General features: G+C 49.7%; 11 protein-coding genes and 1 tRNA gene. 7 read left to right on the forward strand and 5 right to left on the reverse strand.

Annotated features, from left to right (window positions below; translation table 11 throughout):
• The first annotated feature begins 189 nt into the window (after window positions 1-189).
• Together ACFE8Q_RS13600 and ACFE8Q_RS13605 are read left to right on the forward strand one after the other, a co-directional pair.
• Complete coding sequence (locus ACFE8Q_RS13600) at window positions 190-810, forward strand: glycosyltransferase family 2 protein (RefSeq protein WP_375445939.1); 621 nt, start codon at window positions 190-192, stop codon at window positions 808-810.
• Window positions 811-841: 31 nt separating this feature from the next.
• On the forward strand, window positions 842-1657 hold the full coding sequence (locus ACFE8Q_RS13605) for a LytTR family transcriptional regulator DNA-binding domain-containing protein (RefSeq protein WP_375445940.1): 816 nt from the start codon (window positions 842-844) through the stop codon (window positions 1655-1657).
• Window positions 1658-1665: 8 nt separating this feature from the next.
• On the opposite strand, the gene ACFE8Q_RS13610 is transcribed toward ACFE8Q_RS13605, so the two are convergent.
• From ACFE8Q_RS13610 to ACFE8Q_RS13625, 4 genes are all read right to left on the reverse strand, one after another.
• Window positions 1666-2148: a response regulator gene (locus ACFE8Q_RS13610; RefSeq protein ID WP_375445941.1), complete on the reverse strand. Its 483-nt coding sequence runs from the start codon at window positions 2146-2148 to the stop codon at window positions 1666-1668.
• Between the two features lie 202 nt (window positions 2149-2350).
• Window positions 2351-2779 carry a response regulator gene (locus ACFE8Q_RS13615; protein WP_375445942.1) on the reverse strand — a complete coding sequence of 143 codons (429 nt, stop codon included), beginning with the start codon at window positions 2777-2779 and terminating at the stop codon, window positions 2351-2353.
• A gap of 143 nt (window positions 2780-2922) precedes the next feature.
• Window positions 2923-4401 (reverse strand): LptF/LptG family permease, encoded by a 1479-nt coding sequence (locus ACFE8Q_RS13620; RefSeq protein WP_375445943.1) that lies wholly within the window; start codon window positions 4399-4401, stop codon window positions 2923-2925.
• A 134-nt stretch (window positions 4402-4535) separates the two neighbouring features.
• Window positions 4536-4928 (reverse strand): START-like domain-containing protein, encoded by a 393-nt coding sequence (locus ACFE8Q_RS13625; protein WP_375445944.1) that lies wholly within the window; start codon window positions 4926-4928, stop codon window positions 4536-4538.
• Between the two features lie 194 nt (window positions 4929-5122).
• Between ACFE8Q_RS13625 and ACFE8Q_RS13630 the strand changes: the two genes are divergently transcribed.
• Window positions 5123-5196, forward strand: a tRNA-Met gene (locus ACFE8Q_RS13630).
• A 256-nt stretch (window positions 5197-5452) separates the two neighbouring features.
• Here the strand turns inward: ACFE8Q_RS13630 and ACFE8Q_RS13635 are convergent.
• Window positions 5453-6445, reverse strand: a complete 993-nt coding sequence (locus ACFE8Q_RS13635) for a hypothetical protein (RefSeq protein ID WP_375445945.1) — start codon at window positions 6443-6445, stop codon at window positions 5453-5455.
• 274 nt (window positions 6446-6719) lie between these two features.
• On the opposite strand from ACFE8Q_RS13635, the gene ACFE8Q_RS13640 reads away from it, so the two are divergent.
• The 4 genes from ACFE8Q_RS13640 to mobF all read left to right on the forward strand — a co-directional run bounded on the left by ACFE8Q_RS13640 (window position 6720) and on the right by mobF (window position 12456).
• A complete protein-coding gene (locus ACFE8Q_RS13640) occupies window positions 6720-7052 on the forward strand; it encodes a hypothetical protein (RefSeq protein WP_375445946.1) in 333 nt (110 codons plus the stop codon).
• A 122-nt stretch (window positions 7053-7174) separates the two neighbouring features.
• Window positions 7175-8683: a type IV secretory system conjugative DNA transfer family protein gene (locus ACFE8Q_RS13645; RefSeq protein ID WP_375445947.1), complete on the forward strand. Its 1509-nt coding sequence runs from the start codon at window positions 7175-7177 to the stop codon at window positions 8681-8683.
• Window positions 8684-8750: 67 nt separating this feature from the next.
• Window positions 8751-9518 (forward strand): hypothetical protein, encoded by a 768-nt coding sequence (locus ACFE8Q_RS13650; protein WP_375445948.1) that lies wholly within the window; start codon window positions 8751-8753, stop codon window positions 9516-9518.
• Window positions 9519-9699: 181 nt separating this feature from the next.
• A complete protein-coding gene (gene mobF, locus ACFE8Q_RS13655; protein ID WP_375445949.1) occupies window positions 9700-12456 on the forward strand; it encodes a MobF family relaxase in 2757 nt (918 codons plus the stop codon).
• The last annotated feature ends 27 nt before the right edge of the window (window positions 12457-12483 follow it).

The raw sequence follows: 12483 nt of genomic DNA on the forward strand, positions 1-12483 counted from the left end.
AACAGAAAGAAAAGGATCCATTGACGGCCTCACAAGTGACCGTTTGCTCACTATTATTACCATTTAAGAGGCAAAAAAGTTAAAAAGAACCGTTGGCTCATTCATTTGATTAATTTAAGCCAATCAGGATTTCGATAGCGTTGATTAGTTAAGCAGCCTTATAAACTCTAAACTGCCTATCGATGATAGATGAACCCGCTTGTTACTGTTGTAATTCCTACCTGTCTGCGTCCGGCAATGCTTCGGGACTGTCTACTGGCATTGGCCCAGCAAAAACTATCCCGAAGCCAGTTCGAGGTAATCGTGGTGGACACAGCAGATGACCGGACAACGGCAGTTCTAGTGCGGGAAATTGCTTCTCATACGGGCCTCTCCATACGGTACGTTAGTCAGCGCCGGAATCGTAATGTGGCGGCGGCCTGCAATCGGGGCTGGCGAATAGCGAGTAGCCTGTTTGTAGCGTTTACCCACGACGACTGCCTGCCACAACCGCTTTGGCTAACAACCGCGCTACCCTTATTTCATGCGGGTGCTCAGGTGGTGGTTGGCCGGGTGCAATATCCGGTGCCTACCCAGCCTATAACGGCATCGACGGGTGCGAACCTTTTCTGTAGGCGATCGCTGCTTGAGCAAGTTGGTGGATTCGACGAGTGGCTCGATCGTAAGCAGAGTCATGAAGAACATTGGCTCGATAAACTGGCTAAAGCAGGCGTACCCGTCACGGCGTGCCCGGATGCGGTTGTTGTGCATCCGGTTCGGGAAACATCCTGGCTCTCAACCCTTCGAATAGCTCTTGCTAAATTACTTTAAGTGCATATCCAACAACTAGTCAACCAAACCTATGAGCGTTGTTAAACCAGCCATTCGACACCCGGCCTTAATTGCTTATCTGGCAGGCGCCAATAACTATACCTGGCTTCATTTCAGAAATGGCGAAAAAAAGATGCTTGCCAAACCCATCAGTTATCTGGAAACCCAGCTAACCGATTTTATCCGGGTACATAAAACGGCACTAGTCAACCCTGCCTGTGTTGAAAAGCTTCAACACCCGCCCCGGCAGCGAATGGCGGGCAGTATACAACTCGAAGGCGGTGTGGTGTTGCCCGTCAGCCGACGACGCTGGCGCGAGGTTGCTACCGCCCTTCAGCCCTACCTTTCTCCTGAGGAAGCGCCGGTTGAAACCGCTCCGGAAACGCTCGACAACGCACCAACTCGATCAAAACCGGATGATAACTCTGTAGTAACATCCAGACCAGTTATTCTTGTTACGGAAGAAAGTAATACGCTGTCGATCAAATGGGCGCTCGAATCGCGCTGGGCGCAGTATACCCTTCATACATCGGTTCAAAGCAGCCATTTACCACGTGTCCTAAGTTTGCTGTCGACCGATGAACTGCCTGTACTCGTCATCCTGGATGCCCGGACATCGACTCTTGAACGCCTGAATACCTTGCAGCAGTTGAAAGAGCACGAACAGTTCGGGCAAATCCCGATCGTGATGGTCGTTCCACCCACCGACGAAGCCATCTCTGCCAGTTACCGTCGGCGGGCTAATTCGGTGATTTCACTACCAGATAGCCAGGCACCAATAGCGTCGACGGTCGAGCGGATTTGTCAATTTTGGCTTCGTACTGCTGCCCTGCCATTAGCCGTTTGACTGGTTTGTCAGCCAGCGAGCCGCATGGGCGGAAGGGTAACAGTTTCCCACCAGAATATACGTAATTGCTTGAAATAGTCGAGCCATTCAGAAAAGACAGTCGGCTTCACCAAATACGATGTGCTTCCCCGTCTGTAGGCTTCGGTGATGTCGGCCTGTACATTGGAACTACTCAGCATAACGACCGGAACCTGATTGCACGGTGCTTTTAATTCTTTTATGTCTGAAAGCACTTGCCATCCCTGATCGCGCCCCGGCAGGTACAAGTCGAGCAGCACCAGTTTAGGCATTTGCCCTTCATCGTGCGCCCATTCGGTGAGTAGCTCATGAGCCTGATTACGACTAGCTGCCCGAAGTGGTATCACTTCGGGCAGTATCTGCAACATGGCCCGCTGAATGAGGACCCAATAATCGTCATTGTCTTCAACGACCAAAATGCGGGCTCGCTTGAAGTTAGTTATGACCTTTTCGTTATCCTGTCTGTACATCATGGCATTTATGGGTAAACCAATGAACATCTAAAATAACTGATCATACATTACTTACATTTGCCGGTAGTCAAAACTTAGCCATCGGCTTGCTCAATAACGTAGCTGTGCTGTGAAGTGTGTGCCTTCCTGCAACCTGAAAACAGCCCCGATGAAAGCGGATTCGCATATTCTCTACCGGAAAATGCCGCCCAGGTCCAGTCTGTTACAGCACACCATCAGGCGGACAACCCAGTGCTATCGAGTCCTGACAAACCAGGCTCAGTTGTTCTTTTAGTGACAAGATATTGGTCGATTTTATCAGATACGAGGCTGCCCCTGAAGCATAAGCCCGTTCCTGTTCAGCAATGGAGTCGCTGCTGCTGATCATCACCACCGGAATTTTCTGCCAGCCGGGATGCTGCTTAAGCTGTCTGATTATCTCTATGCCAGTCTGTTCCGGCATATATCCGTCTACTAAAAAAAGACAGGGAACCTGTTGTGGTTCCGATTGTAGATAGGTGAAGAGCGCCGTACCACTCTCAAAAAAGACGGCCTCATACTGGATCAGAAAGCGTTTGAAGACCTGACTAACCAGAAGACGGTAGTCTGGGTTATCATCCACGACATAAATAAGTTGCTTAACGGCCCCCATACGGAAAATCAGAACAGGCAGTCTTGATAAAATTTACTGATTTATCCAGGCAACGTACCTGCTCTGTAAAAACGAATTGATAGGTAGCTGGCTGCCAATCAGGTGCCAAATACTGAGGTTTCGGCTCCAGGACCGTTGAAAAGCTAGACAGACGCCACCTGTTTAGCTTTTCCAAACCGGGCTTTGAGTTTATTCCACGCAACAAGGTAGGCATCTTTATCGAAGAGGCTCGAATCCAGCCGAGCCTGACGAAGCAGGTAAAGGCCTACCGGCAGTAATACAATATTGGCCATCCAGGCACCCATTACAACTGGCCAGGCACCATCTTTCGCAAACTTGTCGCCCAACAGTGTGAGCACATATAAGACGATGAAGAAGATGATCGACACCAGCACGGGCAACCCAAAGCCACCTTTACGGATGATAGCCCCCAGCGGTGCCCCAATCAGAAACATGATAAAGACAGAAACCGCCTGCGTAAATTTGTGATGACTTTCTAACTCGTAGGCATACGAACTTTTGTTCTTTTCTGACAAGTAAAGAATATTCGACTGCGCGTACGACAGCATGTTCTGGGCCTGAGAAATCGCCTGTTGCTCCACCTCGACCGGGTTTGAGGTTCGCAGTGGCCGAGCCAGCAGCGTATCGATCCATTTCCCTTCCGTGACCTTTTTAGCCTTCAGAACGGCATCAGACTTAAACTGATAGGTGTAATAATTTTTTGACGAGCTGGCTATACTTAAACTGGCCCGAGTGGCGTCTTTTTTCAGTGAGTCGGCAATGGTGGTTAACTCCTTGAGCGTCTTCATGTACGGGTGATACTCAAACTGCTGCTCGTCGGTCCGGTGCAGGCCAAACGACTCCAGGCTGATAACGAGCTTATAGTGCTTGAAACCATTACGCATAAACTGCGTTGGCTTCACTGACCCACTACCCGTATACGTTACCGCCGTGCGCCCATCATTGTATTCCTGATAATCGTTCCCGTTTGTCAATTCAAACACGAGGTACGACCGGCTTGGATCGGTATACATCCGCCCTGATTTAGCCAGAATGATCTCGCGGTTACCCGACTCGATTCCCGACGAACTGTTTTTGTAAATGACCAGGTTGGTGAGCGAGTCTCCCTGCTTTTTGTCAACCTTTATGCTGTAGCCGGGCAGATCGTTATAAAAGATTCCTTCTTTGAGGTTCAGCGCAGCCTTAGCCGTTTTTATATCGTAGAGCAAGCTGTAGGCCTTCAGGTTAGCCCAGGGCGCGACTTTATTGTTGAACCAGAACGAGAAGCCCATAAAAAAGACAGCCAGTACCAGCAATGGGCGCAACGCACGGGTGAGCGAAATACCCGCGCTTTTCATGGCTGTGAGTTCAAAGAATTCACCTAGATTACCAAACGTCATCAGCGACGACAACAGCACCGCCAGCGGCAGGGCGGTGGGTACGGTTAGTACGGCAAAAAAGTAGAGAAGACGCCCGAACGTAACCAGCGTAATATCTTTAGAAACGAACTCTTCGATGTAGAGCATCAGTAGCCGCATCAGAAAGATGAAAATAACGACGGCTAATGTCAGAAAAAACGGCCCGAAGAACGACTTCAGAACAAGCTTATCAATCTTTTTCACGTACTACGAATGGACGCCCGATGGAATAGGATGAGCAGTGTTATCCAGCCTATGTAACGTTGGCTACACAGGTCATTGTTCACGATCCATTTCCGATTATGTTTTTTTAACGGCTTGCGAGCCAGGCGTACTGGTTATGACCCAACGATTTCCTTCAATTTATCCAACATACCATCCCACATGTCCTGCAGCTCTTCTTCATCGGTATTGGTTGAATAATCGGTGATTCGTAGGTACGTTGCCTGGGTGAGTTCACTGACATCGACCCGAAAATCGACATAGTTGCTATCATGTCCGTTATCTCCTGTGTTCAGAAACTCGAACCGGACGCTCTTATTCTGGCGTAGTGACGTTTGCCGGGCCAGGTGACTTTCGTCATCCCAGATGAAATCGTATTTATGCTCTGGCATGGTATTGACCTTGGCGGCAAACCATTGTGATAGGCCTGAGGCGGTACTTATATACGGAAAAAGCACTTTTGGAGAGGCCCGAAGTTCATATTCGGTAACAAATTTAAATTTCTCCATGAGGGTTACAGACTTAGAAGTGATACTTATTTTACGTTTCGATACCCTCTCGATCAGCCTTTTATCAGCAGGAATGTGGTGGTTCAGCGGGTACGGACCAACAAGGTTTTAGCAAGGTAACGTAAAATATATACCAAATACAAGGCACGACCGTTGTCTCGAAAAAGATTTTCCGTACTTTTGCAGAACAATTCGGCGGGGTAGCTCAGATGGTTAGAGCGTAGGATTCATAACCCTAAGGTCGGCAGTTCGATCCTGCTCCCCGCTACTCTGATAATCAGACCGTTACGACCAGAAATCGTAACGGTCTTTTTTTTGGTACAACATAGGTACAACAATAACATTCTTTTGCAGAGTATCTCCTCGTGGCTTCTGCTCACGCTGATCATGTTTAGTGACCAAACCACTTTAGAGTTCACTTAGCTCATAATGAGGCTTTTAGACTATGATTGATTTGAGTTGGTACAACCTACCAAAGTTTCTATAACGCTACTTAAAAGCTTAATTTATGAGTGTGATGTTCCCTAACGGGATGAATGCACATTCAATAGCCTGATGGTGTCAATCAGCCAGCGGCCTCCTATGTGCTTACAGGTTACACGATAGAGGCGTTTAATTTCCGTGGCTTTGTGTGTAGGGAACACCTTATCAATGTTCTCAGGCTTTATCCGGCATTTATACCAGATGTATTCCGAGGCTGCCGGTTCAAATAACTTATAGAGTTCTAGTTTTTCAAAGCCTTTGCCCCCTGCGGCTGCAACACTGGCTTCAACTTTCCTGACTTTCTCAACAAACTCCATCAGGTCAGCTACGGTATACTCGTCCCACCCGCTCAGATCTTTCGAGCGATAGTTACGGATTTCGTCAATGTAATAGACCGAGCACTCAACCGCTTCATTCGCGTTTTTCACGACGTTGAACACTTTAATATTCTTGATGGCCACCGTATTGGTATAGCCTTCGCAGAAACGCTCAAAGTCAGATTCACAAATGCTGTGCTGTAGCCGTGGTGTTAAACAGTTCCACGCTTCATGATGCTTCGCACTTCCCGCATCAACAGCGGCATAAAAATGGAACACGGTTGCGATGACATCATCCCATTCTGATACCTGAACGGCCGATTCAGTTGGCGCAATTGCGCTGGTTTTTGCATTTGTTTTTCGACTAGGTCGGTTAGGACTGCTGTAGAAATTGCTTAGCAACTCTGTAATCGTACGACCATTCATGTCGATATAGTCCAATACAGCTACCACAAGACGTTCTTCCAGACTGATAGATTTACCATTCTTCGCACGGCCGTATCGGTCGTAGAAGTATTCCGGCCCTACTTGGAAAAGTTCTCCTACGCGGTACCCTTTCTTTCCCTCTTTGAACCAAACACTGAATTTGCCACCAGGAGCAGGGCCTTTGTCCGGCCATTCCTTTTTTATGAACGCTTCTAACAGCATTTCATATAAATCCCTGTATTCGGCAGGTGTGAACGATTGGCGAAGCTGTAAAGGTATGGTCTGTTTCATGGCGCAAAATTTAGCGCAAAATATAATCCATTGACTTCATCATCAAGGAGTTCACAACTTTGTCTTGCTCAAGCGGCCGCATCAAAATTGAGCAGGTCACGCTGGAAACCTGTAAAGTGTCAGCAGAGAATATAATGTAAGTAAATGACCACTGTAGAGGACGCACGTATGGATGGCTGGACTTGTCACGATAACGGCATCATGACAAACAGCGACCACAACACCTTTCTGGAAACCTTAATCGGAGAAACAGGACAGTTGTACGTGAAGCGTCTTGGAGACGACGATGTTTTCAAGCCTTACCGCCCGGAAAATCATTCGTCTAACGATCGGCTTTGATGGATGCCGGGTATACCATAAAGCTACTAATGCACGCTCAATAGAAATTACCAAATCAGTTTCACCCCAAACAAACATGGGACAGCCAACAAGTGACGATCTCGACAAAGCGTTACGCGATGCCGATTTCAAAAAGGACACGAACGACGACTATTACTACCGTATCAAGGATGGTCGTACAGAGAAACGTTACGCAGATGGGGACCACTCCCAATCATCTGAAAACGACTACCGGCACGAAAAGCACCAGAGCGGCAACAACTATTAAGTCAACCGCACTGATAGTACGAAAGTAAACGATGTATTGCGGGTCAAAGACGACATGCTTTGGCCCGCTCTTATCAGACATGAGTTGACTTGACTGTTCGGACATTAAACAACAAACGACACATGAGCAATTTTGATCTGGATACACCCCTTATCGACCTGGTGACTTCTGCCGGTCGCGACTGCATCACCATCCGTCAGGCCTGCACCGGAATTCAAATTTTTGGCTCCACAGGCTCTGGGAAAACATCCGGCAGTGGTAACCTGATCGCTAATAAATATCTACTTAACGGCTTCGGGGGTCTTATATTAACAGTCAAACCTGATGAGGTTGATCTATGGCGATCCTACTGCTGGCAGACAAACCGCTCCGATGATCTTATCGTGATCGAACCTGGTGGTCAGCACCGGTTCAATTTCATGGATGTGGAGAGTGGCTACGGGCAGGATGAACTGGCAGCAACCGATAATATCATGGACATGCTGACGACCGTCATTCAGGCCGGAAGCAGTCAGGAAAGCGGGCAGTCAGACGACCCCTTCTGGCGTAATTCCCTGGAGCTTCTGATCTCAAACTCCATTGATCTGTGTAAGCTTGCTTACGGTCGGGTAACTATTCAGAACCTCTACGCTATCGTCAACACGATACCCAAGGAGGGGCAAGAGGCACCCTCACCGGACGAACCAACCAAGGCGTTCAATCTGGCGTTTGACGCGGCCCGTGCCAACGTCATGGCACAGATCGACAAATGGACTGCAACACTGGATGCGACGTCTCAGGAGCGTTTCGCTGACGATGGGGTTTATGAAATGGCCCTGCTTGATGCCCTGCCCGATGCCCGGCTGCTCAAGTTTGTGGATGGCTTTTTTGTCGATACGTTTATCCCCTTAAGCCAGAAGACACGGAGTGTGATCGACGCGTCCTGTGTAGCGTTTTTATATCGTCTCTTACGCGAACCGTTCTATTCCCTGTTTTGCCGCTATGCCTCGACAGTAACACCAGAAGATTGCTTCAAGGGGAAAGTTGTCTTAATCAATCTTCCCATCCTCACTTACCGTAAAGCGGGACGCGATGCACAATTGATGGTCAAGTACTGCTTCCAGCGGGCCTGGCAACGGCGGGACGTTCATAAGAATCCACGGCCCGTTTTTCTCTGGGTTGATGAGAGCCAGCACCTGCTATTAGACAAAGATGCCGAGTTTCTGACGACCGCCCGGAGCAGCCGGATTGCAACAGTTTTTTTAACGCAGAACCTGCCCAACTATCTGGGCATGATGAGTGGCGACCGGGCGGAACACCGGGTCCGTAGCCTGCTCGGCAATTTCGGCACGAAGATCCTGCACGCCTCCAGCGATTCAGAAACCAACGAATGGTATAGCAGGCTTATTGGCGATGCGTTCTTTGAAGATGTGTCGGAAAGCACAACGGTTGCCCAGAATTTCTCGCAAACCAGAGGCCGCAGTCTCAAGCTTGAGCGGCTGGTCCGGCCCGAAGAGTTTTCCCGCCTGCTGACGGGTGGACCCAAAAACGGCCTGCGCGTGGAGGCCTATATTCACCGGCAGGGTGATGTGTTCCCCAACGGTTACAATCATATGAAGCTGACTTTCAAGCAGGAGGACCAACCTACGTAATCGCCGCAATGTATGTTCTTTAATTGCACAGATTTCATGTTTTACACGTCTCAAAACTTCAATTCCCATGAAAAAAAGTAACCTCTATTACAAGACCCTGTTCCAGCGTCGCAATGTCATCATGGACACTTTGCTGGACTTTTTTCTGGCTCTCAGCTCGTGGCCGCGTCTGATACTTGAAGTACCCATTCGGCGGAATATGGGTGAGCGGTATTTCCGGTTTTCAATTGCGGTGTGGTTGATCATAATCATGTCCTTCATGCCCCTCTTCATCTACAGCAAGTCTCCATACCAGTACCGCGATGATGCCGTGTTTACGTTTGTCAAGATGTTCTTCACATGGTATGCATACGTTGGATACTTCGCTTACAGTGCATGGCAACGACGCCTAGAGATCAAACGTTTGCCTGGCGCATTTGACTTCCAGCGGTTCAGTCTATCCACGGGTCAAATACATGAGCGTTTTCGTAACTTCGAGTTTAACGGGCAACGCTTGACCACCAGGCAAATCGAAACATTGCTGGAACCCGGTTTCTTTTTCTTTACAGGCATTCTTTTGGGTTTATTGAATCAGCCCATTGGCGGTGTCTTTCATCTTTGTAGCCTGTTCTACGCTTTCAGCTATCAGGCGCAATACCGAAAAGGGGATGATTTCATACTCGACAAGATCGACGAACAGATCGCTAATGAGGAACTTGTCAAGGCGTTTGTCGACGGTGACGACGCGACTGACACACGCGGTTTCAACTTCTACGGTCGTCGCCCGGCGGACCCGGATGCAAGGCGTCGTGTCGCTGACCTGTTTGCTGACGACGAAGTGGCTGTCGCGTTTTAACGCCGCTCACTGCTCATAGGCTGTGCTACGAGAAGACGTCTGATTCAAAACGAACTGTGCATCGGTCAAGACTGATTCTGACTAAGGGCACACCATAGCTGTGCGTTAATCACGCTGTACAGGGCTTATGAAAGTGCGATTCAAGCCATCGTTTCCAGCAATCTGATTTATCCTGTTCGTCATGATTAGAATGATCCAGAGCCAGTCCGCATCCGGTGCTAAAACCTATTTTTCGCAGGCATTGGCGAAGGCGGATTATTACCTGAATGATCAGGAGCTACAGGGCATCATGCAAGGGAAACTGGCACAGCGTCTTGGTCTCACCGGTCCGGTTGATAAGAAGACATTTTTCGCGCTCTGCGATAACGTCAATCCCGTGACCGGTGAGACTTTGACACCCCGCACCAATGAACAGCGCACGGTCGGTTATGATCTGAATTTTCACTGCCCAAAATCGGTCAGCATCCTGCACAGCCTGTCAAACGACAGTCACATTCTGGATGCGTTCCAGGACAGTGTCCGGCGAACGATGGCTGACATTGAACGCGACGCCAAAACGCGGGTGCGTAAGAACAAGGAGACCAGCGAACGGGACACTGGGGAACTGCTTCATGCAGAGTTTGTCCATCAAACGTCTAGGCCCGTGGATGGCTATTTGCCGGACCCGCATTTGCATGCTCACTGCTTTGTGTTTAATGCGACGTGGGACGAAGCGGAACAACAGGTCAAGGCCGGGCAGTTTCGCGATATCAACCGGGATATGCCCTATTATCAGGCCATTTTCCACAAGCGGCTGTCGGATAAGCTGATCGAACAGGGTTATCAAATCCGGCGGACAGACAAGTCCTTTGAGATCGAAGGGGTCCCGCAAAAGGTGGTTGATCTGTTTTCCAAACGTACCAATGAAATCGGGCGGATCGCCATAGAAAAAGGTATTACCGACATTGACGAACTGGGGGCTTTGGGGGCCCGGACCCGTTCCAAAAAGCAGACCGGGTACAGTATGAGTGAGTTAAAAGCCGACTGGCGGCGACAGATGCTGGAACTGGGCAGTAATGACCAATCGGAAGGCAAAACAATTATTCGTTTTGCACCCGCAAAAGCGAAAGCGGCACTGACACCTGAACATTGCGTCAATCATGCGCTGGAGCATGGCTTTGAACGGGCCTCGGTCATTCAGGATCGGCGGCTGCTGGCCAGTGCTTACCGGCACAGTCTGGGTGATGCAGCGGTCAGGCTGGATGCCATTACGGACGCGTTTCAAGCCGATCAGCGTGTCATGCAGGTCAACGACACAAACCGTGTTCTGTGTACGACACGACAGGTACTGGGCGAAGAGCAACAGATGGTTGAGCTGGCGCGGCGCGGGCAAGGTAAATTCAAGCCGTTATACACAACCGTCCCTGACATCACTCTTGACGGACAACAGGGCGAAGCGATCCGGCATGTGCTGACCTCGACCCATCAGGTCTCGATCATCCGGGGAGCCGCAGGGTCGGGCAAGACAACGCTGATGCGCGAAGCCTCTGAGTGGATGACGAAGGCTGGCAAAACCGTGACCGTTGTGGCTCCCACGTCGGATGCATCGCGGGGTGTGTTGCGCGAGGAAGGCTTTGGCACGGCTGAGACCGTTGCCAAACTCCTGACCGATCAAAAGATGCAGGATGCCCTTCTCAACCAAGTCCTGTGGGTCGATGAGGCCGGATTGCTTGGTACTTATGATATGACAGAACTGCTTAAACTGGCGCACGATAAAAACGCCCGGCTGATATTAGGGGGCGACACCCGGCAGCACAGTGCGATCGTGCGCGGTGATGCGTTACGGATTCTCAATACGGTCGGGGGTATCCAAGCCGCCGAAGTAAGCAAAATCCGTCGCCAGCGGGATACGGTTTACCGGGCGGCTGTTGAAGATTTGGCGAAAGGCGACGTCAAAGAGGCTTTCGGCAAGCTCAATGACATGGGTGCTATTCAAACGATTGACCCCTTCAAACCAAACGAACTGCTAGTCAGGGATTATGTGGACACCATCAAGAAGGGCAAGTCGGCGATTGTGATTTCGCCGACGCATCTAAACAGCGATGCGGTGACAAAATCCATTCGCGAACAGATGCAAGCCGATGGGCTGCTTGGCAAAAAAGAAATAACTGCCAGACGTCTCATCAACACCAATTTGACGGAAGCTGAAAAAACAGACTGGCGTAACTTTAAAGTTGGTCAGGTGGTACAGTTCAGCCAGAATTTGCCGGGTATCAAACGAGGCAGTGTGTGGACGATTGAAAGCAGCAGCGATAAGGGGGTGTTCATCGGTAGCGATGATCAACAGGGTGTTCCCCTGCCCCTGCATAAAAGCAGCGACTATGATGTGTATCGCACGGCAGACATCGCCCTTGCCAAAGGGGATAAAATCCGCATTACCCGCAATGGCTTTGATCAGAATAAGAACAGGCTCAATAACGGCCAGATTCTAAACGTGGTCTCGATTACCAAATCGGGTGCTATTCATCTGCGCAATGACATCAGCAAGTCAACTTATCAGTTAAGTGCGGATTACGGCCACCTCGCCCATGCCTATTGTGTGACCTCTCACGCGTCACAGGGCAAAACAGTTGATGAAGTCTTTATCGCCCAGCCTGCCAGCACCTTTGCAGCTACGGATGCCAAACAATTTTATGTGTCAGTGTCGCGTGGCCGGGACCGGGCGCGTATCTACACCGATGATCGGGAACAGTTGCTGGACCATGCCGCACGGCTAGGTGACCGGCAATCTGCCACCGAACTCGTCAGTCGTAAACATCAGACACAAGACTTGGTGAATGAGCGCATTCGGGCAGACATTCAACGCCATCCAGTCAACGTTCCAAAAACTAAAGCTGTGGCCTCGCCTGCCAAAACACCATCTAAAGCCAGAGACCGCGATTATGAACCACGGCTTTAAACTCCGGTTTGATCAGATGCGGGAGAG

This window comes from uncultured Fibrella sp., from assembly GCF_964250085.1.
GTDB lineage: Bacteria > Bacteroidota > Bacteroidia > Cytophagales > Spirosomataceae > Fibrella.